This is a genomic window from Paraglaciecola arctica BSs20135, assembly GCF_000314995.1.
Classification (GTDB): domain Bacteria; phylum Pseudomonadota; class Gammaproteobacteria; order Enterobacterales; family Alteromonadaceae; genus Paraglaciecola; species Paraglaciecola arctica.
In genome coordinates, this window is record NZ_BAEO01000012.1 from 23,023 (window position 1) to 47,014 (window position 23,992).

A 23,992-nucleotide genomic window follows, 5' to 3' on the forward strand; every position below is an offset into this window, starting at 1 on the left:
TATTTTCAGCTTAGTCTTTTTAGTGTTTTGTAGCCAGTGACAATTCTCACTCCAGCTGTGATGCAACACGCTGTAGCGTAGACCAATGCGATAGCTACAAAGTTCTGTGGAAATAAACAAAACAAACATAATACAACTATGGTTTCGAAACCTTCAGCTAAGCCTCCCATATAATGCAAACTTTTATTGGGGTATTGCGGGTTGTCGATATTGTGCTTGCTGGCCATGATGGCGAAGGCTAAGAAGCAACTGCCTGTGGCGGTGAACGACAACATTAATAAACTACCTGCTAGTGCATTTTGTTCTGGATGGCTGACAATAAACGCAAAAGGGATGGCAGAATAAAAAATAAAGTCCAAGCTAATATCTAAATACCCACCAGCATCTGTAGTGTGAGTTTGCCGCGCTACGGCCCCATCTAAACCGTCGCTCAAGCGGTTAAGCAGTATGAGTATTAAAGCAATGTCAAAATGCTCAGAAATAATAGCAGGCACCGCCAATATTCCCAAAACAAAACCAAAAACAGTCACTTGATTTGCACTAATACCCAAACCCACTAGAGGTTTAGCCGCTAGGGCTAAAGGAGGCCTAAATATTTTATTCAGTAAAGGGTCAATCATCGCTCATTTCTGCTTTAATTTGCTCTAAGGTTTGATAATAATCGGCCAAACATAACTGCTTAGCCGATGAAGGAATGTCTTCTACATCATGTGACACCATCACACTGGGAATATTTTGTTCGGTCAGTTGTTGGAATGCCCAAGTTCCCATTTGTTCTCGGGTGCTAGGATCGAGTGCAGCAAAGGGTTCGTCAAGCAACATCACTTGAGGCTGATTAGCTAAGGCTCTGATCAACCCCACTCTTGAACGTTCACCGCCACTAAGATTTTGCGGATAACGTCTAGCTAGGTGAGCTAGTTTGATTTGTTCAAGCATCTTCATGGCCGCGAAGCGACGTTGCTTTTTTGAAGATAGCTGTGGGGTTTTAGGCAAGGCAAAACAAATATTATCTTGTACATTCAAGTGAGGGAACAGATACACGTCTTGCATCAATAACCCTACCCGTCTTTGTTCAATAGCTAAATCAGTAACATTAATGCCCGACAATAAAATTTGACCAGTTATAGCCACATGCTGAGGATTATTCCCTAATAGCCAATGTAACAAGGTCGATTTTCCGATACCGCTGGGGCCAGTGATCACCAGCAATTCACCTTTATTCAGATGAATGTCTGGCAAAGTGATACGCCATGTTTTGGCTTGAATTTGGCAATCAATAATCTCTAACACTGTTCCCTCCCATACTGCCTCGAAATCTGCGGGCTAATAACGCCGCAACAAAAAATGCCATAAAAGGTAAAATGGATTGTAATAACACATATAGCGCAATCAGGTCTTGCTGAGTGCCGGTGCCAATAGCGACGGCTTCAGTGGTAATAGTTGTCACTCGTCCTGCTCCCATCATTAAGGTAGGTATGTATTGAGAGATACTCACCGAAAATGCTATCGCAAAAGCCGTAAAAACAGCCGGTAGTAATAGCCTAAATCGAACCTGCCACCAGCTTTGCCAAGAAGAATAACCAAAACTTGCAGCTAATAATTCATAACGTGGTTCTACATTCAAAAATGGACCTTTTAGTACCAAATAAGCATAGGCAAAAGTAAAAGGTAAGTGAGATAAAACAATCCAACCACTATGGTAGCCGCCTTGTGACCAGATATGCATAATTTGCCACCCTAACACCATACTAAGCTGAGGTAAGATAATGGCTAACAACCAATAATAATCGGGCCAGTACTTGCCTTTTTGCCGTTGTAATTCCAAAGCTAATAAAGCCAATGCTACCCCCAGCAAACCTGCGAAGAAGCCAATTAACAATGAATTTTGTAGTGGCAAAGAAAAAAACAACCATTCGTCTTGCCATAACTTAGTAGTTAACTGTGTTAATACTAAGCTATCACTATGCCAGTTAAAGCCAAATGACCACAAAGCGAATACCACCACCATCATGGCGGTCAAGAGCCCTAACATAGGTAACCAGGCTGTAAATATAGGATTGATTTTACCCAAATAAAAGCGACTGCCTTGTGTTGCCAGCGATTTACATGCGCCATGGGCAAGCTTTTCATGGGCATATAAAATGAACACCGTCACCGCCAGCAGTATCACCAACATAACATTAGCCCAAAAGGCTAGCGCTTGATCTCCTGCAGCAAAACTGGTTTGCCAACGATAAACTGATACCGCAAATAACTCAGGTATATTGGGACCAACCAACAAACTCACATCTACCACAGACAGGGTATAAGCCGCAGCGGCGAGCAGTGCTAAACGAGATTGTTTGAGTAGAGGCGGAAACACTAAAAACCACCAGCAGCGATAATCTTGGTAACCCAAGGCTTTTCCCTGCAACAGCCAATACTTAATGGGTAACTGGCGACCTATAGCACTAAAAATCAATAGGAAAAATGGCACTTCTTTAATCACTATGGCAAGGATAAGGGTGGATAATCCTTTACGAGGTAATCCTGGATCAACAAAAAATAGACTGCCATCGCTGAACAAAAACACTAGCCCTAAAGCGATAGCAAGATGAGGTAAGGATAATAACGGAGCGAGGTATTTTTCAAAGGACTGTAAGCGTTGACTGAGGTGATACTGGCTATACACCATAAAGGCAATATACAAAGATACTAAGGTGCTAAATATCGCACTGAAAAGGGTCATGAAAATCGAAACCGATAAACCTTGGTAGGCTAAAAAAGGCTTAAGATCGGCAAATGTAACCTGCTCTGGCGGCCACAACCCAACTACTATGCCTAAAATTGGCAACAATGAAATTAAAAACACCAGCAACCATCCGCTGGTGAGTGCTATTTGCCTTATTCGCGCTGACGACCTTACCCGCCGTATCGTTGCTGCCATACTTCCTCAATCAGTACATGCCATGAACTGTGAAGTTCAGGGTGGGCAGGCATAGTAGCTTTTTCATCAAACAAAGAGCTAACCACAGCAGGGTCACCCCATGATCCAGTGAATTTTTTCTGCTGTGCCATTTCACTCAACATAAAGTTTATCACTACTTTCGCAGCATCTGGGCTAGGTGCAGATTTTGGGATCGCAAGATTATGACTATTAGTAATGGCACCATCAGTAAAATAGCGCCTAACACTGGTCTCAGAAATTTGTTGAGTACTTTTTTCTTTGAGCCATTGATTAGGGTTAAAACTCACGGCCATAGAGAGCGTTTTTTGTTGATACAACAATAGTTGCTCAGCTGCTGAACTAGGAAAAGCTTGCCCTTGTTGCCATAAATAGGGATGCAGCAAATCTAAGTATTGCCATAAGGCAGGTAATAATTCTTGTTGGGCTTGGGTCGTAGCTAACTGATACAAGCGCGGGTCGGCATCAGTTAAATCGATTAACAGTTGTTTTAAAAAAGTGGTGCCATGGAATTCTGGCGGCCGTGGATAAGTGACCGTTTTAGGATTCGCTTTCGCTATATTCAATAGCGACTTGGCACTAATTTGCGTTGTAGGATAAAGCGCTTTCTCAGCAATAAAATTAAATTGGCCAATGCCCCATGGCACTTCAAGGCCATCCATAGGCTCCCCAAAATCGACTCTGATGGGCAGCTTGTCGACGGCTAAAAAAGCAGAGTTAGGAATAGTTGACCATAAATTGCCAAGCAAAAGGTTTTGCTGCTTGAGGTAGGCGAAATTTTCGCCGTTGACCCACATTAAATCAATGGCACTAGTACGGCCATTTTCAGCTTTGAGTCTAGATACAGGTTCAGATGGATCAGTGACTTTAACGTGAATTAGGCGGATTCGATATTGCTGAGCAATTTCTCGTGTTGCCCAACGCAAATAATCGTTCACCGCCTTTGAGCCACCCCAAGCGTAGAAATATACCGACTGCCCCTGAGCGGCCTTTAGTGTTTGTTGCCACTGAACACTATTTTCTGCAACAGTGTTAAGGGGTTGTGACTCTTGGTTAGCCATGACCCTAGTCACAAAAAAAAGTATACAACATACAGCAAAAGTTTTGCCTAAGGGACTAAAAAGTCGAGATATCATTCAACCGCCAATCGTAGTCTAGGTAACGAATTTCATAATTCTGTTTCTGCAACCAAGTGAGTTGCTGAGGATCATTGGCCATATCGGTTTGATAAACCTTAATCAGGTCTTTAATAGTGTTAAAGCCCTGTTGACCTTTCTCAAAATCTTCACCGTACCATTTAAAAATAGATGAGAGATATACACGGTTCTCGCTTATCTTAATAGTGTTACGTTTATCATCTGATAAAAACTGAGACATTTGATCATCTAACTGCTGATCCAATTTATCAGCAATAAAAGCTTGGTTTCTCAGCGGTGGGCAACTCACGGCTGCACATACTAAGGCTGCATGTATACGTGGGCGCTCAAACCACACACGTACCATATCGTGTTCTATATTATCTAAATTGCGCTTTTCACCAAGCAGAGCAAAAAACGATTGTTTCCATGGACTAGAAAAAAAACTCCCCAAGTCTTTAATCGACTCAACTTTTCCTGATTGAAACTTAGCGTAGTTTTGAATAATCAGCTGTAAGGTAAAACCGTTATAAGCGTTGATCAAAAAACTCAGTTGTTCATCCCCTGTCCATAACTGGTATTCACTTTGTTTAACTGAGGATAGTTGCACCAAATATTGGTTTAGTTGTTCAGACTGCTTAAAAAGCTGCCCATAATCTACCCGGCTTTGCTTTTTATTAGGTGACAACTTCACCACATCACTCAATACCTGAGTAAACAGTGGATGTTGGTGGTCAAAAGCCAGCACGGCCGTTGAGCTCATCATCAAAACGGCTGCCAATAAGTAAGATAGAGTTTTTGCATAAGTCAGTTTGTTAACCATTTATGAACGACGCCAAGTATGAAAACGCTCAACAAATGCCAGTAGTTTTTCAGGTGTATGGGCTTTTTTCCAGTTACCTGCGGCGTTTTTGCTTGCTTCAGCCATAGTGGGATAGATATGAATAGTACCAAGAATTTTATTCATGCCTAGGTTGTATTTCATCGCTAGCACAAACTCAGCAATGAGCTCTCCCGCATGGGCCCCGACAATAGTTGCACCAAGTATTTTATCTTTACCAGGAGGCGTCAGCACTTTTACAAATCCTTTCGCATGATCGTCAGCTAATGCTCGGTCTAAACCACCAATATCATAACGGGTCACTTCGTATTCTACATTTTGCTCTTTAGCAGCTTGTTCATTTAAACCCACAGTGGCAATTTCAGGATCGGTAAAGGTTGCCCATGGAATGACCCGGTAATCTACTTTGAAGGTTTTAAAAGGTCTAAATAAAGCATTTACCGCAGCATACCAAGCCTGATGAGAAGCGGTATGGGTAAATTGGTATGGACCGGCAACATCACCAGCAGCCAAAATGTTGGGGTACTTAGTTTGTAACATCTCATTGGTCACAACAACTCGGTTGGTTTCAATACCCAGTTTTTCTAAACCAAAACCTTTTAGGTTGGCCATACGTCCTACTGCAATCAATATCTCATCGAACTGCAATTTCTCTTGTTTACCGTCTTTCTCTAAAACAATAAACTTACCTTCATCAGTTTTTTCAATGGCTGTCGCTTTGGTATTCAAACGCACATCTACACCGTCTTTTATCAATTGATCATACAAATACTGCGCTGCATCTGGGTCTTCTTTAGCGAGTAATTGTGGCAACATTTCTACTTGGGTGACTTGTGTACCTAAACGGCCAAATGCTTGAGATAACTCACTACCAATGGGTCCGCCGCCTAAGACTACTAAGCGTTTAGGTTGTTCGGTTAAATCCCATAAGTTATCAGCTGTTAGGTAATCTATATCCTGCAAACCCGGAATAGGCGGTACAAACGCACTGGCACCTGTGGCAATAACAATATTTTTAGTGGTAAGCGATTGCACCCCATCAGCAGTTTGAATATCCACTTGCCAAGGCGAGACTATTGTTGCGCTACCAGTCACTACTTTTACTCCAAGGGACTCATAACGTTCGATAGAATCGTGGGGCTCTATGGTTTTGATTACGCTATGTACTTGATTCATCACAGCTTTAAAATCGACTTCTGGAGCTTGGTAATTCACACCTGCATTGGCAGACACTTTATGTGTATGAGCCAACTTGCTGGCATGTAATAAACTTTTCGAAGGCACACAACCGGTATTTAAGCAGTCGCCACCCATTTTGTGTTTTTCTACTAAGGTAACGGACGCTTTTACAGCAGCTGCGATATAAGCAGTCACTAATCCAGCAGAGCCAGCGCCTATAACCACCATATTGCGGTCAAATGTCTTAGGTTTTTTCCAGCCTTTATAAACTCGCTTTTGTTTGATGAAATTTAAGATCAGCTTGGCAATAATGGGGAAAATACCCAGTAAAACAAAAGATAAAATTAATTCTTTGGAAGCGATATCAGACACAGCTTCTATTTCAGCTAGTTGGGTACCTGCATTAACATAAACTGCAGTACCTATAAGCATACCCACTTGACTAACAAGATAATAAGTGACCGTTTTGATACTGGTTACACCCATCACTAAATTGATAACAAAAAATGGAAAAATAGGCACTAAACGTAAGCTCAATAGATAAAAAGGGCCGTCTTTTTCAACACCTTTGTCGATGGCTTTAATACGCTCAGAAAAAGTCGATTTGACCCAATCTCTAAGCAAAAATCGTGACACCAAAAATGCCAAAGTGGCACCAATAGTTGAAGCAAAGGAAGCCAAAAGCAATCCAAAACCTAAACCAAATAATGCACCTGCACCTAAAGTTAAAATAATCGCGCCGGGCAAACTAAGGGCAGTCGCTGTAACATAAATCAAAAAATAAACGATGAATGCCTGTAACCAATTTGACGCAATGTATTCAGCCAAATCTTGTTGGTTAGCTTTTAAACTTTCCAGAGTCAGATACTGCCCTATATCAAAGATAAAAAAAGCGGCAATCAGCAGTATTATACTGACGAGTAGTATCCCTCGTTTAAAATTCATTTAGTTTTTTCCTTTAGTTTGTAGCGCTTGATGCACTTTTTGACAGGTCAATTTAGTTGATTCTATGACTTATTAGTTAATTGAACCGGATATGACCCAAGCTTAGCTGGTTTTCTTTCGTAATAGTGGCAGTAATGATTAATGTATACTGTTTTTTGGGGTAAAACAGCAACGGATTTAACAGCTCCCAGCTCAATTCACTGGTCAATACAAGGTAATACCAATCCCATTAAAGCTCGATACTAGTTGTGCGCCAGTTTGTTTTGACTCTACTTTTACTGCAAGAACCGGATCAGACTAATGACTCAATAATGCTAATTGCAGCAGCAAAGTCAAACGAGCAAAAATAAGCAATTGTGGCTCAAAAAAGAAGGTGAATAGTTGCGATCAAATGAACTAGAGCTTGACCCGAGTAGCAAGCTTGCTTATAAATGACATCCATTAAGCAGCAAAGTGTGTTGAATGTCAGTAAAACATCCCATAATAGCTATCACTGGTTCGTCTGGTGCAGGCACAACTATGACCACCAATGCCATACGACATATTTTTCGTAACTTGTCGGTCAATGCGGCAGTAGTGGCAGGGGATAGCTTCCATAGATTCACTCGTCCAGAAATGGAAGTGGAGATCCGTAAAGCTCAAGAACAAGGCCGGCACATCAGTTATTTTGGTCCCAAAGCCAATGACTTCGAAATGCTCGAATCTTTGTTCACCGAATATGCACAAACCGGCATGGGCAAACATCGTCAATACCTGCACACCTTTGACGAGGCCGTACCCTTTAACCAAATGCCCGGTACGTTCACTCCTTGGCAAGATTTACCCGAAAGTACAGACGTTCTGTTTTATGAGGGATTGCACGGTGGCGTAGCCAACGACGAAGTAGACGTAGCCAAACACGTTGACTTGTTAGTTGGCATGGTGCCTATAGTCAACTTAGAATGGATCCAAAAAATTGTCCGTGACACCACAGACAGAGGCCATTCTCGTGAAGCAGTCATGAGCAGTATAGTGCGTAGCCTCGACGATTATTTTAAATACATCACTCCACAGTTCTCACGTACCCATGTTAACTTTCAGCGAGTCCCCACAGTTGATACCTCTAACCCTTTCAGTGCTCGTGAAATACCCAGCCAAGACGAAAGTTTTGTAGTGGTGCGTTTTCGCCGCGAAATGAAAAGTGTGGATTATCCCTATTTACTTAAAATGATTGATGGCTCGTTTATGTCCCGCATCAATACCATAGTAGTACCCGGAGGTAAGATGGGGCTGGCCATGGAGCTGATTTTAATGCCACTTTTAGAAGAATTGCTGGATAAAAAACGCCGCGCTGGTTTTCAAATGGATTGGGTTAGTGAGGAGCCAGAGGATTAAAGCCGATGAATACTGAACCAAAGCTTTCTCTTAAAATTCGTATTGTGATTGGAATTGTTGCTATTCCCTCATTAATTTTGGCTGCTATGATTATGTCGATGTTGATTAAACAAACAGAAGGGGAAATCAGTTTTTTTGAAGTAGTGTATTCATTGGTAGGAGTCTTCGCCATGTATATTGCTTTAACAGGTAAAAAGTTCTTTTAGTTCCTGTAATACGCATAACTGACCGCCCATGACAAACTTTGTAACAATCCAAATGCTTTGCTAATCAAGGCAACCTTTTGAATCAACAATCTTTCACATATAGTGTATTAAACCACTTAACACATTTTGGATTAGCTCATGGGACAGGAAACAACAAAAATTTTAGTAGTAGATGACGATATGCGCCTGCGCAGTCTGTTGGAACGCTACTTGGTTGAACAAGGTTTTCAGGTCAGAGCTGCCGCCAACTCTGAACAAATGGATAGATTGTTAGAGCGAGAAAACTTCCACCTTATGGTACTCGATTTGATGTTACCTGGTGAAGATGGCTTATCGATTTGTCGTCGTTTACGCCAAAAAGAAAACCAAATCCCTATAATAATGCTGACTGCTAAAGGTGATGAAGTTGACCGTATTATTGGACTAGAAATGGGTGCTGACGACTATCTTCCCAAACCGTTTAATCCCAGAGAGTTACTCGCCAGAATCAAAGCGGTACTGCGTCGCAAAACCACAGAAGCGCCGGGTGCACCTTCTCTTGAAGAACAAATTATTGAATTTGGTAAGTACTCACTTAACCTTGGCACTAGAGAAATGAGTGCTGATGGTCAGGCAATGACCCTCACCAGTGGTGAATTTGCAGTGCTTAAATCTTTAGTGACTCATCCCAGAGAGCCTCTGTCTCGTGACAAACTGATGAACCTAGCCCGAGGGCGTGATTATAGTGCCTTGGAACGCAGTATTGATGTACAAGTATCCCGCTTACGCCGCATGCTGGAGGAAGATCCTGCCAATCCCCGTTACATACAAACCGTCTGGGGTCTAGGTTATGTGTTTGTGCCAGATGGTGAAAGTACGGCCTAGTAGCGCTGTCAAAATCAACATGAAATTTCTCCCTAAAAGTGCCTTTGGCCAAACCGTGTTGTTGATTGGTATCTTGTTATTTATCAACCAAGTTGTGTCATTGGTCTCAGTCACTTTTTATTTTGTTAGCCCAAATGTACAACAAATCAATAATTTGCTCGCCACACAAATCAAACTCGCTTTTGTTGAAGACATTGACAGCCAAACCCCACAACTGGATCCGCGTTTTTATCAAACGGCAGGCATGCAGGTATACAACTATTCAGATGCCGTTAAAAATGGTTTAGAACAAGCCACCCCCTACCAATATTGGTCCAGACAAATGTCTGATAGTTTAGGTGGTGAAGCACAAGTCAGAATCACTCATGGTGAACCTTATTTGTACTGGATCAACCCGCCGCAAAACCCCGACATTTGGATCACTATTCCCATGGTGGGATTAGGAGAAGGCGACGGTTCCCCGCACCTCGTTTACTTATTAATGATTGGGATCCTAAGTGTGGGTGGCAGTTTAATTTTTGTGCGGCGCTTAAACCGTCCTTTAAAAGCACTGCAAGAAGCAGCCTTATTGGTAGGACGAGGCCAAGTACCAAAACCTTTAAAAGAAGAAGGCTCTACTGAATTAATAGCGGTAACTCATGCTTTTAATCAAATGTCTAAAGGCATCAAACAGCTCGAAGATGATAGGGCACTGTTGACCGCTGGCATATCTCATGATCTACGTACACCTTTGACTCGCATCAGACTTGCGTCGGAAATGTTACCTGAATCACAAGACTGGGTGAAAGAAGGTATAGTCCACGATATTGAGGATATGAACGAGATCATTGACCAATTTATCGATTACGTGCGCCAAGACCAACAAGAATGTATGCAAGAAAGTAATATAAATGATCTGATTAGAGATGCCACACAAGTCAGAAATATTGAAGAAGATCATATAATCACCTTGGATTTAGAGCCGCTACCCAAAACACTCATTAGACGCGTTGCTTTAAAAAGAGTGATAGACAATTTAATCGAAAACGCCTTTCGTTATGGCAGCGACAATATCGAAATCACCTCCCGGCATAATAAAAAAGAAAAGCAGTTATGTTTTGCGATACGCGACTTTGGACCTGGTATTCCAGAAGAGCAAATACAAAGCCTTTTTGAACCTTTCACTCAAGGAGACAAAGCTAGGGGAAGTTTGGGCTCAGGGCTAGGCTTAGCTATAATCAAACGCATAGTTGAAATGCACTCTGGAAAAGTTACGTTGCAAAATCATGCTCAAGGGGGCTTAATTGCAACAGTGTCTATTGGTTATCAAGTAATGAGTTAACTAACTCATTCGTTAAAGGACTTTTACGATGAGCAAACTACTTAAATTATTTGCTATAACATTAACCTACTTAATGTTAACTAATATGGCTTTTGCAAAAAAAGTCTATGAAAAACAAGACCCTCCTAGAGAACTCACCTTAGAACAAGCCTCAACTGCAGCGTCTAATTATCAAAAATATTGTGTTTTATGTCACGGAGAAAACCGCGAAGGACACAAAAATGACCACGCGCCATCACTGCGTGCTAAAAGTTTATTTGAATCCGGCGTACCCCATTCAATATTACGTCCTATTTCCTATGGCCGAGAAGGCACAGCCATGGGCGGTTACCTTGATGAAATGGGCGGACCAATGACACTCGATGAAGTCTGGGATTTGACCTATTGGCTATTCTGGCAATCTGGCGCCCAGCGCGTAAAGTTATCCGAAAATCCCGTAGATGGGGATAAAGTAAGAGGTGCAGAGGTATATCAAGAAAATTGCGCAACTTGCCACGGTGTTAACGGTGAAGGTGTCAATGCACCGGCTTTAGGCAATCAATCGGCGTTAGCCCACAACAAAGATGAGTTTATTCGCTATGCCATTGAACACGGCCGACAAGATACACCTATGCCTGCTTTTGAAGAGCAACTGTCCTCGGCCGATATCGATAACGTTACCGCTTTTATCCGCAGCAGAGCAAGTGGATGGAAAGCCGAAAAAGTCGTGCTAAGTGCATTACCCACTCCTGACCAATACGTACTCAACCCTGAAAATGACAATCCTAATTTTACGTTAGACCAAGGTATCTATGTTTCTTCTAAAGATTTATATCAAGCCATTCAAGATAAAAAGAAAATGGTATTGCTAGATACTAGAGTAGCCTCAGTGTGGCAAAGAGCTCATATTAAAGGCGCGATACCCTTTCCTTATTACACCGAACTAGAAGGGCACTTAGTAGACTTACCTAAAGATGTACAAATTGTCGGTTATTGCTCTTGCCCAAGAGCGGCGACAGAATACGTCATTAAGCAGCTCAGAGAGCTTGGCTACAACAAAACCGCTGTATTATATGAAGGGATTTTTGGTTGGATGAACTTTGGTTACCCAGTGATGCGTGCAGAAAGTATAGTTGATGAGGATGAGGAAAAAGAAGAGCCACAGCACTAAAAACAAGTTAATCGATTTTTTAAACTCTTGGATTCAAATAATAATTTACTGATCAAAAAAATCATCAAAGTTCTGTTGTAATTTTTCGAAGTATTGTCCTACATGTAAACCGTCAACTAATGCATGGTGGACCTCTACAGATACAGGCATGGCTATTTCGTTGTGGTTCTTTTTGTATTTTCCCATCACTATTCTTGGTACTGAGTCATGTTCATCTTGCTTTTGAGCATGAGAAAAGCTGGTAAAATGTAACCAAGGTAACACCGAACAGAAAATTTTATTGTCTATGTTATTTGACGACGTTAAAGACTTATAACCGTTTTTTACTTGGGCTAATTGTTGGGTAGCTCGCTGATAAAATATATCAAAGTTTTTACACCCACCAAATTCACAAAAACTAAAACTTTCGTCATTGTTTAACACAGTACAACTTATTTCCAATTCATCATGAATATCGACTTCATTGTTGTTAATGCGCAACCTAAATGGTTCTATTTGATTTGCTGTGTATCCGAGCAGAAACAAAGAACAGATAAAGAAAGATAGCTGATTTTCTTTACAATAATTAAGGGGTTTAGTGACATCAACTGTCCCACACACATTGAAGAATGGTTGTTTAAAGCTAGTATAAAATTCAAAATGTTCTTTTCTATGCCAGCTACTGAGTTCAATTTTCTTCATATGATTCAATAGTGTAATGGGATTACAAATATATTAACCTGTTTTTAATCGTTGTTCACATTAGTCTAAAAATAAATCTCCCTAAGGTTTGTACTAAGACTAAAGTTTCATTGTTTGCTCTCGATTTTTATATATAGTACTGAAGTTACGACTATATTTAATACAAAACATTACCAAAAATTAAGATGAATATTGAAGACTCATTATCTTTTTTATCAAACGTTTTAATTAAAGTGAAACGAGGCCAGTTATGATTCATTTTAAAAAAATAAACCAAAAACTTACCGTAGCATTTTTATCAATGGCTTTAATTCCGCTATTCATTTTTGCTTTTTTAAGTATTAATACCGCAAGCAACTCAATTAAATCAATGGCCTTTAATCAGTTAGAGTCTATGCGTTCAGTAAAAAAAGCGCAGCTGAATAATTATCTTGACGCCCTAAAAGCGAGCTTATTGGTTATTAAAAATGATCCGTATTTAATAGAAGGATTTACTAAGTTTGATGCGGCATTCAGCGGCGCCAAAATTCAAGATGATGGATGGAAATCTGCAGAGACAAAATATGACAGCCGGTTAAAACAAATTAACCAAATAAACGGTTGGTACGACTTGTTTTTAATTAATAATAATGGAGACATTATTTACACCGCAGCAAAAGAATCTGATTTAGGGATGAATATCCCAAATTCTAACTTAGCAAACACAAGTATTGGTGTAGGCTTTCAATTAGCAAAAACCAGCAACTCCGATACAACCGTTATCAGCGACTTTAAACCCTATCCACCGTCAAATAATGAACCCGCTGCTTTTATAATGTTAAAGCTAGACTCTCAAATGGGTTATATCGCATTACAATTTCCTTTAGACAAGGTCAATAAAATTATGCAGCAACGAGATGGAATGGGAGAAACGGGTGAAACCTATTTAGTTGGCCATGATAAATTAATGCGTTCAGATTCGTATTTAGATCCCAAAGGACATTCGGTCATCGCCTCTTTTGCTGGTAATGTGAAAGAAAATGGGGTTGATACAAAAGCAGTTAGTGAAGCATTTATGGGGAAAACAAACAGTGAAATCATCATTGATTACAATGGAAATCCTGTGCTGTCAGCTTATACCACAATAGACGTGGGAGATTTTAAGTGGGCCATGATTGCAGAAATAGATGAAGCCGAAGCATTTGAAACAAGTGGCACTTTAATCCAACTTTCAATTATTACTATGCTAATAGTGACTGGGCTTGTTTATGTTATTTCTCTATTAATTTCTAAAAATATTAGTGCACCTATAGTACAAGTTGCGCAAGACGTACACCGTATTGCAGCCGGTGATTTAACGGTACAAGTTAAAATTGACCAACATAATGAGTTAGGTATGTTGCAACGTTCGATGTCAGAGATGATTATAAAATTACGCGATATGATCGAACACATTGGTAAGTCATCCGAACAACAAGCGACAGCCTCCGAAGAGCTTTCAGCTATTACCGAAGTAACCAATAAAAATGTTATTCGGCAACATAAAGCAACGGATCAAGTGGCCGCGGCTATTGCTGAAATGAGTGCTTCTGTTGATGAAGTAACAAACAATACAAATGAAGCTTCTGGTGCGGCAAATGAATCTAAAACGTTAGTCGATAAGGGTAGTCTTGCCGTTCAACGCACTATTGACGGAATTATTGATTTATCATCTGTGATGAAATTATCACAAGCACTTATTACCGATGTACAAGACGGCACTACAAATATTGCTAATATTTTAGTGGTTATCAAAGGCATTGCTGACCAAACAAATTTATTGGCACTAAATGCGGCAATTGAAGCAGCAAGAGCTGGGGAACAAGGCCGTGGATTTGCCGTTGTGGCTGATGAAGTTAGAACATTGTCACAAAATACACAAAAATCAACAATCGAAATTGAGAATATGATCCAAGCTCTGGAATCCAAAGTGTCAGCGGCGACGGAGTCTATGAACAAAGGGGCGGATCAAGCGGAAAGTATTGTAGAAAAAACCCACGAAGTAACTGAAGTGTTGGCTAAAATACAGGAAACAGTATCGATGATTTCAGATATGAATATTCAGATTTCAACTGCAACACAACAGCAAAGCACGGTAGCAAGAGAGATTAGCCAACAGGCGTCAAATATTAGCTTAATTTCTATGGAAACAGGTGAAAGTGCCAAAGAAATAAACACCGCGAGTAACGAACTAGCTAACTTGGCTGTAGATCTTTCTGAACAAGTAAAAGCCTTTAAACTAAACTAAACAGCGAAGCAGTTATTATTGATGAAAAAAAATTGAAGGAGCCAAATAACCTGAATTCTGGTTAAGGCGTGCCGCTTCCTTTTAAGTAATTTCAATAAAAACAGTATGTTAGAAAATTGTAATTACATTGCCAAGACATGGAGCACATCCAGTGCTGCTATTATTACGTTTATCAAGGCGAGCTTGTGAAGGAATAGCCCGCTATTGTGAGCAAGTTCAACGAAGATAGGCATGATAATAGCGGTTCTGGACGGTATGGCTTATCCAGAGCTCAGGTTAAATAGCAGCAACCACAACACGGTTTCTACCCTCATTTTTGCCTGCATACAAAGCTTTGTCAGCTAAATCCACCAAATGTTCAATAGAAGTGAGTTGCTCATTACTAATTGTACATATTCCTATAGTGGCGGTTAATGTTAATTGTATTTCATCATTAATAAAGACTGAGGTTTGTTCAATACTAGTACGAATATTATTGGCAATATCCAGTGCTTTTTGTGCATCGATATTTTTGATGACTACAATAAACTCCTCGCCACCAAACCGTCCGGCGATGTCACTACTATCACGCACGTTTTGTTGTATCAATTTTGCAACCTGTTTTAAGCAAACATCCCCTGCTAGGTGACCATAGCTATCATTTATTGATTTAAAGTGGTCTAAGTCAATCATCATCAAAGACAATTGGCCTTTTTGATTTCTTGATTGGTCAATAACTGTTTGTAAAAAGGTCATTATAGAGCGGCGATTTTTAAGCCCAGTTAAAAGGTCAGTCTCGGCTTGTTCACTTATCTTGTTACCAAACGCACCATAAATTCGATTAAATTGTACGCCTAATGCTGTACTTAACAATACAGACAAGCATAGCCATATAGCTCTTGATGCAGTTTTATTCTGGGGAACATTTTCATAGGTAAAGTCAGGAAAGAAACCCACGCCTATAAAAAGGCAAAACACCAAGATGACAACAATAAGTCCAGTCATCCAAGTATATTTAGCGTTACTAACTAAAGCGATAAACATTGGGGTAATAGGAAATAAATAAGCAAATTGACTGTTTACACCACCAGATACAAAGGTAATTGGCGACAGTACTAACAAACCAATACACGTAAACAACATGGGATACCAAGATTTGGGCTGGGTGTATTTTAAATAGACAAACACGCAACCCATTGCAAGTGAATTGAATATTCCTATATAGGTAAACAAAATATCTTGCTCTATCATCATCGGCCTGATGATAGTGGCTAATGATGTTACGAAAAAAGCTAAAAACGCGGCCTTTAACGTTACCGCATACCTGATTTTTTCAATAAACACTTAACTTTCCTTAACCGTTTTATCGCTACATATAAAAGATTCGCTACCACTACATATTAATATGCCACTACCCCTGCCCAACAGGGATATTAAAGGTGCCAGCATGAATACTCTCAATATCAATGGCATCAAAGCTATATTCTGTGTGGCAATATTGGCAATTCATTTTAATATCACCATCTTTAGCAACAATGTCTAACAACTCCTCTTTGCTTAATCCAGAAAGCGCTACGGCGCTACGTTCCTTGCTGCAATTACATTTAAAGACCACTTTAGTCGCTGGGTATATCTCAATGTCTTCTTGATGGTATAAACGATGCAAAATATCTTCAGCGGATAACCCGAATAACTCTTCGTTTTTGATGGTATCTGTTAAAGCACTGAGATGTTCAAAGGCCGTGTCGGCTTTATCTGTTGTTTGACTGCTAGTAGGCATTATTTGTAAAAACATGCCACAGGCTTTAGATTGTTTGTCTATTAGCTGCGTTCGCAATATTACTTTAGTGGCTAGCTGTTCAGATTGTTCAAAGTAACCTTCAATACATTGAGCCAAAGTAGGTTTATCTAAAGCAACCATGCCTTGATAACGTTCGCCGTCTTCTGGCGTAATAGTGATCACCAGCACCCCTTTTTTCACCAATTCATTGAAGTCTGTAGGCAATACAGTTAACGCTTCATCCCAGCGAGCGACACCTCGCAATTGCTGATTGTGGGTGCCGTTGATAACAGCATAGCTAAGAGGGCCTTCTCCTTGAATTTGGATGGCAATATCACCTTTAAACTTTAATGTGGCGGTCAACAAACTAGCTGCGGCCATCAATTCACCTAAAAGTTGTTGGATAACAGGCGGATATGGATAAGAATCCAAAATAGCCTGAAAACTTTTTTCTAAACGCACCATCTCGCCTCTGACGTTGCCTTGGTTGAATAAATATCGATGAAGTTGGTCAAATGCCATGTTGTTTACCTTACTAATTATTGTTGTTTAAATTGAATAATTTGGCGACGCTGCTTTTTGTCTGGTCGGTGATCAGGTCTGGGGCTATGAAAAATACTTAGTTTACGTGCTTCTGCGTTGCTTGCACGTAACCTTTCACTAGCTGCCGTTTCTTCATACATAAGTTGCGCAAGTGGTGCCCCTAGTCGCTGTTCTTTTACCTGCACTACAAGCACCTCTTTTAAATCGTAACCTTGGGGAACTTTTATAGTTGCTCCCAACTCTACTATTTTGCCGGGTTTACTGCGTTGCCCGTTGTATTGCACCTTGCCAGATTGCACAGCATCTCTGGCCATGGATCGAGTTTTATAAAAACGGGCAGCCCAAAGCCATTTGTCTAAGCGTATACTTTTGCTTTTATCAGGATTTTTTTGCATAGGGTAGACTCTTTAAATTTGTATTTATTTGTAACGAAAGAAGAATTAAGGTTGTCGCCCTTGTCCCTACTCGTTATCATTGCCAAGTTAAGCTTTAATTTAAACATCCCACCGAGAGACAATGACAGTCGTTAATCATACCGCTAATCAATTATGGCTCCAACTAGTCAAAAACCAACAAAAATTAAATTTGTTGGTGGTAATGCTATTGGCGATTTTTCTGCTTGCTTACGCAGCAGAATTGACGTGGCGTTTATGGCCACAACCAGCTAGCAATAGCAGAATAACCAATATGTCTAGTGGCCAACCTGTTATACAAAAAAACGCTAATAACAGGTTAAACTTGGCTGACATCAAACGACTAAATTTATTTGGTAATTATGATGCAGCCCCCGTTGTAGAAACAGAAGAAATAACAGATGCGCCAGTTACACGACTTAGCTTGACCTTAACGGGCGTAGTTGCCAGCTCTGCAAAAGATCAGGGTGCAGCAATAATCGAAAATAATAAGCAACAACAAACTTATGGTATTGGTGAAAAAATTGAAGGTACTAATGCTTCTTTGAAAGAAGTCTATGCTGACAGAGTTATTATCAAAAATGGCGCCTCCCATGAAACCTTAATGTTAGATGGTGTGGATTATAAGAAAAATGTTGTACAAGTGCCTGTTAAAAGTGCGCAACAGAACAACCCGAGCTCAAATCGCCGAACATTGTCTGATGACGCAATTCAAGCCAGTAGGGATTTACAACAGCAACCGGCCAGCTTTGTTGATTACATTTCCGTATCACCACACCGTCCTAATGGCGAATTGTCAGGTTATCAGGTGAGCCCCGGTAAAAAGCCTGCTTTGTTTGCAGCCGTAGGACTAAAACCAGGTGATGTGATCACCGATATAAACGGTTTAGATTTAACCGATATGCAACAAGCATTAGAAGCAATGAATATGCTCAAAGAACTGCAATCTTTGCAAATGACAGTACAACGCGAAGATGAACTTATTACTATTTACCTTGATCTACCCCAAGGGGAAGAGGAACCAGAAACATGATCTGTATGTCACGCAATCGCTTGCCTGTTCGCAAACGCTCCAATGTATTAAAAGGATTACTCCTAGTTATTGGCAGTGCGTTTTTTGCTGTTTCTAGCCTAGTGGCTGCAGCGGACTATTCTCCGAATTTTAAAGACACTGAAATCGATGAATTTATTAATATAGTGGGTAAAAACTTAAAAAAGACCATCATTGTTGATCCTAATGTACGAGGAAAAATTACCGTACGTAGTTATGACTTATTAAACGAAGAGCAGTATTACCAGTTTTTCTTAAACGTACTGCAAGTTTATGGTTATTCAGCAATAGAAATGTCCACTGGTGTGATAAAAGTGATACGTTCAAAGGATGCAAAATCCTCGAATATTCCAGTGGTTGGAGAGAATTTACTTGATGGTGATGAGATGATCACCCGCGTTGTGCCTGTGTATAACGTGCCAGTAAGAGAACTTGCCCCTTTGCTTCGTCAGCTTAATGATACTGCAGGCGGTGGTAATGTAGTAAGTCACGACCCGTCAAACGTAATGATGCTTACTGGTCGCGCCGCTGTGGTTAATCGTTTAGTTGAAATTATCGAACGTGTGGACCAAGCAGGCGATGAAGAAGTCGAAATTGTAGAACTAAAATATGCTTCTTCAACCGAACTAGTGCGTATTATCGAAAGTATTAATAAATCTCAAGGCAAAACCAACGCCGGAGATAAATCAGCTCCAAGAGTGGTGGCCGATGACAGAACCAACAGCATCATTGTTAGTGGTGATATAAAAGCCCGTAAACGTCTAATTAATTTAATTGAGCGAATGGATTCTGAACTGGAAACCAGTGGTAATACTCGCGTAATTTTTCTAAATTACGCAAAATCAGAAGATTTAGTGAAAGTATTGCAAGGCGTCAGCGCCAGCATTCAAGCTGATGGACAAGGCGCAGCTAAAAGTCGTCAATCCACATCCCGTGAAGTCAGTATTGACTCCCACCAAGATTCAAACGCACTAGTGATAACCGCTGAACCCGATATGATGCGCTCACTGGAAGACGTGATACGTAAATTGGATGTGCGCCGCGCTCAAGTGCAAGTGGAAGCCATTATTGTTGAAGTATTTGAAGGTGACGGTACCACTTTAGGTGTGCAGTGGGCCAATGAAAAAGGTGGCGGCACCCAGTTTACTAATGGTGTGGTAGGCATCGGCTCCCTCGCTGTCGGCGTCGATCAAGCCCAAGACAAAACTATTGTAGATACCATTACCACAACCAATGATGGTGACGTAGTAGTGGTACCCACTGAAAAAACTCAACTCGGGGATTTAACCACACTGGCATCATTGCTTGGCGGGGTAAATGGATTCTTGTTAGGCGGAGTGACTGACGGTTGGGGAGCAGTTTTACAAGCAGTTAGTACCGATACCAATTCTAATATATTGGCTACACCACATCTGACAACTATGGACAACGAAGAAGCCTTTTTTATAGTGGGCCAAGAAGTACCAATTATTACTGGTTCAACAACAAGTTCAAGTAATTCGAATCCTTTCCAGTCTGTAGAGCGTCAAGAAGTGGGAATCAAGTTAAAAGTAACCCCACAAATTAACGAGGGTACTGCGGTTCAATTACTGATTGAACAAGAAGTCTCTAGCGTCAGCGGGGCTACGTCAGTTGACGTTATTATCAATAAGCGCGAAATTAAAACCTCTGTCATAGTAGAAGACGGCGGCACAATTGTACTAGGCGGATTAATCGATGATGCAGTACAAGAAAGTGTATCTAAAGTACCATTATTAGGAGATATTCCGATCCTTGGTCACTTGTTTAAGTCGACATCCACTAGTGTAAGCAAACGTAACTTGATGGTATTTATTCGTCCTACCATAATACGTGATGGTGTGACTATGAATAAAATTAGTCAGAAAAAATACCAATATATACGTGCTCAGCAACTAAAACGTCAGTCACAAGGTATTCCATTAATGCCCTTTACCGAAGGCCCATCTTTGCCTGATTGGGATAACTCTTTAAGTCTGCCACCATCTTATGAAGAATATCTTCTTAACAAAGACAAAGCAGAGGATAAGGACTAGTCATGTCATCCGCCAACCTACGCGCTGCGGATGCCGAAGAGCAGGCATTATTAGAGTCAGGTACAGATCTTGATATGCCTATCGACGAGCCCGAGCACAAACAACTGGCTTTTAGTTTTGCTAAGCGTCATCAGGTATTACTTGATACGGGCGAAGAGCCAGCCATTTTGTATCATACCCAAAATACTAAGTTTCAAGTGTTTGCGGAAGTCAGACGCTTTTTAGGCGCAGAATTTCGTCTCAAGGAAATCGAACTAGAAAAATTCGAATCCATATTAACTAATGCCTTCCAACGAGATTCATCGGCAGCCAAGCAGTTAATGGAAGACATAGGCAACGAAAGTGATTTGTTTAGCCTTGCCGAAGACTTGCCCGACACCGAAGATCTGTTAGAAAGCGAAGATGATGCGCCCATTATCAAACTTATTAACGCCATGCTGGGTGAAGCCATCAAGGAAGGTGCGTCAGATATTCATATCGAAACCTTCGAAACTCAGCTTTTAGTGCGTTTTAGAGTAGACGGTGTATTACGAGAAATTTTACGTCCCAATCGTAAAATGGCTTCGATGTTAGTGTCCCGTATCAAAGTTATGTCGAAAATGGACATAGCAGAAAAACGTGTTCCACAGGATGGTCGTATTACCTTGCGTATAGCTGGTCGTGCGGTTGACGTGCGAGTCTCCACTATGCCTTCTAGTCACGGCGAACGCGTGGTATTACGTTTACTCGATAAAAACAACGTACGCCTAAACTTGCAAGACTTAGGCATGACTAAAGCTAATCGCGATTTCTTTTCTGTTTTAGTGCGTAAACCTCATGGCATTATCTTAGTTACAGGTCCTACAGGTTCAGGTAAATCGACTACTTTGTATGCGGGCTTAAGTGAAATTAATTCCAAAGACCGTAATATTTTAACAGTAGAAGACCCCATAGAATTTGACTTGCAAGGCATAGGTCAAACTCAGGTTAACGCCAAAGTCGATATGACCTTTGCTCGGGGCCTAAGAGCAATATTGCGTCAAGATCCTGATGTTGTCATGGTGGGTGAAATTCGAGATTTAGAGACAGCTCAAATTAGTGTACAAGCCAGTTTAACCGGTCACTTAGTGATGTCGACTTTACACACTAACACCGCTGCCGGCGCCATCACCCGTTTGGAAGATATGGGTATCGAACCCTTCTTATTATCCTCTAGTTTATTAGCAGTATTGTCGCAACGTTTGGTACGTACTTTATGCCCAGATTGTAAAACGCCACATTTACCCAGTGAGCAAGAATGCGAAATCTTAGGCATAAAACCAGCAGATGCTTCTGACCACGCGGTTCATTCGCCTAAAGGATGCGCCGCTTGTAACCAAACTGGCTACCGTGGCAGAACAGGTATTCACGAATTATTAGTGGTAGACGAAGGGATACGAGAACTGGTACATACTGGTCACGGTGAACAAGCCATTGAAAAATATATTCGCCAAAATACACCGAGTATTCGTGATGATGGTTGTGCCAAAGTATTGTTAGGCATTACCTCACTTGAAGAAGTGTTGCGTGTCACAAGGGAAGATTAAATGGCGGCTTATGCATATCAAGCCATGGATAAAAGTGGCAAAAACAAAAGTGGTGTTTTAGAGGGCGATAACCCTAGGCAAATACGTCAACAATTGCGTGAAAAAGGGTTAATACCCATGCAAGTTGAACAAGTGGCTGAGAAAGAACGCAAGTCACAAGCAGGCTTTACCTTATTTAAAAACAGCATATCGGCAGCCGATTTATCACTACTTACACGGCAATTATCTACCTTAGTTGAAGCTTCCTTACCTATTGAAGAGGCTTTGCTGGCTGTTGCTGAGCAATGTGAAAAACCACGTCAAAAAAATATGATGAGGGCAGTGCGCAGTAAGGTGGTTGAAGGTCACACCTTAGCCGACGCTATGGCGGAATTCCCCCACGTATTTGATGATTTGTTTCGCGCTATGGTAGCTGCGGGTGAAAAATCGGGGCATCTTGATACTGTGCTTAACCGTTTGGCTGATTACACTGAAAAGCGTCAGCAAACTAAAAGCCAAATTACTCAAGCGATGGTTTATCCCAGCATTATGATGTTTTTTGCCTTTGCCATAGTGATATTACTATTAACTGTTGTGGTTCCAAAAATTGTTGGGCAGTTTCAAAATATGGGACAAGCCTTACCTACCATTACTCAAATATTAATTGATGTCAGTGAATTTTTGCGAACTTATGGGTTGGCGCTGGGCGTAGTGATAATGACAATCGCTGTGATCGTCAATAGCATGCTACAAAAGCCAGCAATGAAAAAACGCTATCATAAGTTTATTCTTGACTTACCCATTCTTGGAAAATTATCTAAAGGCATAAATACCGCTAGATTTGCTCGTACTTTAAGCATATTGACTTCTAGCGCAGTGCCCCTGTTAGAAAGTATGCGTATTGCCAGTGAAGTACTTGAGAACTTACATATAAGGGCTGCGGTCAACACAGCTGCAGGTTTTGTAAAAGAAGGCTCAAGTTTGCGAGCATCACTGGATCAAACTAAAATGTTTCCACCTATGATGATGCATATGATTGCATCAGGTGAACGTAGTGGTGAATTACAACAAATGCTAGCACGAGCGGCAGATAATCAAGACAGACAATTTGAATCTTTGGTGGGTGTGTCACTCAAAATATTCGAACCTATACTCATTGTGACTATGGCAAGCGTTGTGCTATTTATTGTAATGGCGATCCTGCAACCTATTTTAGCTTTAAACTCTATGGTGAACATCTAATGAAACAACTTAACTCTTTAAACAAAAACAAACGCAGTAACGCAGGCTTTACTCTCATTGAAGTTATGGTGGTATTACTGATTATTGGTATCATGGCAGGCATGATTGCACCGCAAATATTGGGCAACCAAGAAGAAGCGCAAATTAAATCAGCTGCTATTGATATCCAAAGTTTAGAAAATGCATTAACCCAGTATAAATTAAGCAACAATGTATTCCCAACGACTGAACAAGGTTTAGAAGCCTTAGTCAAAGAACCTACAGTTGACCCTATTCCACGCAACTACAGAACAAACGGTTATATCACCCGCCTACCCAATGATCCTTGGAACAATCCTTACCAATTAATAAGCCCAGGAGAACTAGGACGGATTGACATTTTTTCTAATGGCCCAGATGGCGAACCAGGCACCGAGGACGATATTGGTAACTGGAATATAAACGATTACTTAAACTAGTTAAATTGATCGCTAACTAAG

At 40.7% G+C, this 23,992-nt stretch carries 21 protein-coding genes; 11 read left to right on the plus strand and 10 right to left on the minus strand.

What is annotated here, in order from left to right:
• Nucleotides 1–5: 5 nt before the first annotated feature.
• From GARC_RS04375 to GARC_RS04400, 6 genes are read right to left on the minus strand one after another with little or no spacing between them, the layout of a single operon-like run.
• A complete protein-coding gene (locus GARC_RS04375; protein ID WP_007617174.1) occupies nucleotides 6–620 on the minus strand; it encodes a CDP-alcohol phosphatidyltransferase family protein in 615 nt (204 codons plus the stop codon).
• Nucleotides 613–1,290, minus strand: a complete 678-nt coding sequence (locus GARC_RS04380) for an ATP-binding cassette domain-containing protein (RefSeq protein ID WP_007617188.1) — start codon at nucleotides 1,288–1,290, stop codon at nucleotides 613–615. Before GARC_RS04380 ends, GARC_RS04375 begins: the two co-directional genes overlap by 8 nt.
• Nucleotides 1,274–2,926, minus strand: coding sequence for an ABC transporter permease family protein (locus tag GARC_RS04385; RefSeq protein ID WP_226989060.1), 1,653 nt, complete (start codon nucleotides 2,924–2,926; stop codon nucleotides 1,274–1,276). Before GARC_RS04385 ends, GARC_RS04380 begins: the two co-directional genes overlap by 17 nt.
• Nucleotides 2,902–4,005: an ABC transporter substrate-binding protein gene (locus GARC_RS04390; protein ID WP_007617190.1), complete on the minus strand. Its 1,104-nt coding sequence runs from the start codon at nucleotides 4,003–4,005 to the stop codon at nucleotides 2,902–2,904. Before GARC_RS04390 ends, GARC_RS04385 begins: the two co-directional genes overlap by 25 nt.
• A gap of 55 nt (nucleotides 4,006–4,060) precedes the next feature.
• Nucleotides 4,061–4,903: a DUF547 domain-containing protein gene (locus tag GARC_RS04395; protein WP_007617191.1), complete on the minus strand. Its 843-nt coding sequence runs from the start codon at nucleotides 4,901–4,903 to the stop codon at nucleotides 4,061–4,063.
• Nucleotides 4,904–7,045: an FAD-dependent oxidoreductase gene (locus GARC_RS04400; protein WP_007617192.1), complete on the minus strand. Its 2,142-nt coding sequence runs from the start codon at nucleotides 7,043–7,045 to the stop codon at nucleotides 4,904–4,906.
• 462 nt (nucleotides 7,046–7,507) lie between these two features.
• Between GARC_RS04400 and GARC_RS04405 the strand changes: the two genes are divergently transcribed.
• From GARC_RS04405 to GARC_RS04425, 5 genes are all read left to right on the plus strand, one after another.
• A complete protein-coding gene (locus GARC_RS04405) occupies nucleotides 7,508–8,419 on the plus strand; it encodes a phosphoribulokinase (protein WP_007617193.1) in 912 nt (303 codons plus the stop codon).
• Nucleotides 8,420–8,424: 5 nt separating this feature from the next.
• A complete protein-coding gene (locus GARC_RS04410) occupies nucleotides 8,425–8,625 on the plus strand; it encodes a hypothetical protein (protein ID WP_007617194.1) in 201 nt (66 codons plus the stop codon).
• Between the two features lie 138 nt (nucleotides 8,626–8,763).
• Nucleotides 8,764–9,489, plus strand: a complete 726-nt coding sequence (ompR, locus tag GARC_RS04415) for an osmolarity response regulator transcription factor OmpR (protein ID WP_007617195.1) — start codon at nucleotides 8,764–8,766, stop codon at nucleotides 9,487–9,489.
• A gap of 19 nt (nucleotides 9,490–9,508) precedes the next feature.
• Complete coding sequence (gene envZ, locus GARC_RS04420; protein ID WP_007617196.1) at nucleotides 9,509–10,810, plus strand: two-component system sensor histidine kinase EnvZ; 1,302 nt, start codon at nucleotides 9,509–9,511, stop codon at nucleotides 10,808–10,810.
• A 28-nt stretch (nucleotides 10,811–10,838) separates the two neighbouring features.
• Nucleotides 10,839–11,960, plus strand: coding sequence for a c-type cytochrome (locus GARC_RS04425; RefSeq protein WP_007617197.1), 1,122 nt, complete (start codon nucleotides 10,839–10,841; stop codon nucleotides 11,958–11,960).
• Nucleotides 11,961–12,005: 45 nt separating this feature from the next.
• Here GARC_RS04425 and GARC_RS04430 read toward each other — a convergent pair whose 3' ends face one another.
• Nucleotides 12,006–12,641 carry a chloramphenicol acetyltransferase gene (locus GARC_RS04430; RefSeq protein WP_007617198.1) on the minus strand — a complete coding sequence of 212 codons (636 nt, stop codon included), beginning with the start codon at nucleotides 12,639–12,641 and terminating at the stop codon, nucleotides 12,006–12,008.
• A gap of 250 nt (nucleotides 12,642–12,891) precedes the next feature.
• Between GARC_RS04430 and GARC_RS04435 the strand changes: the two genes are divergently transcribed.
• The gene (locus GARC_RS04435) at nucleotides 12,892–14,907 is read left to right on the plus strand and encodes a methyl-accepting chemotaxis protein (protein WP_007617199.1); all 2,016 of its coding nucleotides are present in this window, start codon (nucleotides 12,892–12,894) and stop codon (nucleotides 14,905–14,907) included.
• A 276-nt stretch (nucleotides 14,908–15,183) separates the two neighbouring features.
• On the opposite strand, the gene GARC_RS04440 is transcribed toward GARC_RS04435, so the two are convergent.
• The 3 genes from GARC_RS04440 to hslR all read right to left on the minus strand — a co-directional run bounded on the left by GARC_RS04440 (nucleotide 15,184) and on the right by hslR (nucleotide 17,604).
• Entirely contained in the window at nucleotides 15,184–16,230 is a 1,047-nt protein-coding gene (locus GARC_RS04440) for a GGDEF domain-containing protein (protein ID WP_007617200.1), read from the minus strand.
• Between the two features lie 67 nt (nucleotides 16,231–16,297).
• Nucleotides 16,298–17,188 carry an Hsp33 family molecular chaperone HslO gene (gene hslO / locus GARC_RS04445; RefSeq protein WP_007617211.1) on the minus strand — a complete coding sequence of 297 codons (891 nt, stop codon included), beginning with the start codon at nucleotides 17,186–17,188 and terminating at the stop codon, nucleotides 16,298–16,300.
• A 17-nt stretch (nucleotides 17,189–17,205) separates the two neighbouring features.
• Nucleotides 17,206–17,604 carry a ribosome-associated heat shock protein Hsp15 gene (gene hslR / locus GARC_RS04450; protein WP_007617212.1) on the minus strand — a complete coding sequence of 133 codons (399 nt, stop codon included), beginning with the start codon at nucleotides 17,602–17,604 and terminating at the stop codon, nucleotides 17,206–17,208.
• A gap of 121 nt (nucleotides 17,605–17,725) precedes the next feature.
• Here hslR and gspC point away from each other — a divergent pair, with 121 nt between their 5' ends.
• The 5 genes from gspC to gspG are packed head-to-tail and all read left to right on the plus strand — an operon-like array spanning nucleotide 17,726 to nucleotide 23,971.
• The gene (gene gspC, locus GARC_RS04455; RefSeq protein ID WP_039988744.1) at nucleotides 17,726–18,655 is read left to right on the plus strand and encodes a type II secretion system protein GspC; all 930 of its coding nucleotides are present in this window, start codon (nucleotides 17,726–17,728) and stop codon (nucleotides 18,653–18,655) included.
• Nucleotides 18,652–20,727, plus strand: coding sequence for a type II secretion system secretin GspD (gspD, locus tag GARC_RS04460; RefSeq protein ID WP_007617217.1), 2,076 nt, complete (start codon nucleotides 18,652–18,654; stop codon nucleotides 20,725–20,727). The genes gspC and gspD overlap by 4 nt, the downstream gene beginning before the upstream one ends.
• Nucleotides 20,728–20,729: 2 nt before the next feature.
• Nucleotides 20,730–22,292: a type II secretion system ATPase GspE gene (gspE, locus tag GARC_RS04465; protein WP_007617218.1), complete on the plus strand. Its 1,563-nt coding sequence runs from the start codon at nucleotides 20,730–20,732 to the stop codon at nucleotides 22,290–22,292.
• Nucleotides 22,293–23,513, plus strand: a complete 1,221-nt coding sequence (gspF, locus tag GARC_RS04470) for a type II secretion system inner membrane protein GspF (RefSeq protein ID WP_007617219.1) — start codon at nucleotides 22,293–22,295, stop codon at nucleotides 23,511–23,513.
• Nucleotides 23,513–23,971: a type II secretion system major pseudopilin GspG gene (gene gspG, locus GARC_RS04475; protein ID WP_007617220.1), complete on the plus strand. Its 459-nt coding sequence runs from the start codon at nucleotides 23,513–23,515 to the stop codon at nucleotides 23,969–23,971. The genes gspF and gspG overlap by 1 nt, the downstream gene beginning before the upstream one ends.
• Nucleotides 23,972–23,992: the final 21 nt, after the last annotated feature.

Coding starts and splice junctions, on each gene's coding strand:
- GARC_RS04425 (WP_007617197.1), top strand. CDS start 10,839: ATGAGCAAACTACTTAAATTATTTGCTATAACATTAACCTACTTAATG.
- gspC (WP_039988744.1), top strand. CDS start 17,726: ATGACAGTCGTTAATCATACCGCTAATCAATTATGGCTCCAACTAGTC.
- gspE (WP_007617218.1), top strand. CDS start 20,730: ATGTCATCCGCCAACCTACGCGCTGCGGATGCCGAAGAGCAGGCATTA.
- gspD (WP_007617217.1), top strand. CDS start 18,652: ATGATCTGTATGTCACGCAATCGCTTGCCTGTTCGCAAACGCTCCAAT.
- GARC_RS04390 (WP_007617190.1), bottom strand. CDS start 4,005: ATGGCTAACCAAGAGTCACAACCCCTTAACACTGTTGCAGAAAATAGT.
- gspF (WP_007617219.1), top strand. CDS start 22,293: ATGGCGGCTTATGCATATCAAGCCATGGATAAAAGTGGCAAAAACAAA.
- GARC_RS04405 (WP_007617193.1), top strand. CDS start 7,508: ATGTCAGTAAAACATCCCATAATAGCTATCACTGGTTCGTCTGGTGCA.
- gspG (WP_007617220.1), top strand. CDS start 23,513: ATGAAACAACTTAACTCTTTAAACAAAAACAAACGCAGTAACGCAGGC.
- GARC_RS04385 (WP_226989060.1), bottom strand. CDS start 2,926: ATGGCAGCAACGATACGGCGGGTAAGGTCGTCAGCGCGAATAAGGCAA.
- GARC_RS04400 (WP_007617192.1), bottom strand. CDS start 7,045: ATGAATTTTAAACGAGGGATACTACTCGTCAGTATAATACTGCTGATT.
- GARC_RS04375 (WP_007617174.1), bottom strand. CDS start 620: ATGATTGACCCTTTACTGAATAAAATATTTAGGCCTCCTTTAGCCCTA.
- hslR (WP_007617212.1), bottom strand. CDS start 17,604: ATGCAAAAAAATCCTGATAAAAGCAAAAGTATACGCTTAGACAAATGG.
- ompR (WP_007617195.1), top strand. CDS start 8,764: ATGGGACAGGAAACAACAAAAATTTTAGTAGTAGATGACGATATGCGC.
- hslO (WP_007617211.1), bottom strand. CDS start 17,188: ATGGCATTTGACCAACTTCATCGATATTTATTCAACCAAGGCAACGTC.
- GARC_RS04395 (WP_007617191.1), bottom strand. CDS start 4,903: ATGGTTAACAAACTGACTTATGCAAAAACTCTATCTTACTTATTGGCA.
- GARC_RS04435 (WP_007617199.1), top strand. CDS start 12,892: ATGATTCATTTTAAAAAAATAAACCAAAAACTTACCGTAGCATTTTTA.
- envZ (WP_007617196.1), top strand. CDS start 9,509: ATGAAATTTCTCCCTAAAAGTGCCTTTGGCCAAACCGTGTTGTTGATT.
- GARC_RS04430 (WP_007617198.1), bottom strand. CDS start 12,641: ATGAAGAAAATTGAACTCAGTAGCTGGCATAGAAAAGAACATTTTGAA.
- GARC_RS04410 (WP_007617194.1), top strand. CDS start 8,425: ATGAATACTGAACCAAAGCTTTCTCTTAAAATTCGTATTGTGATTGGA.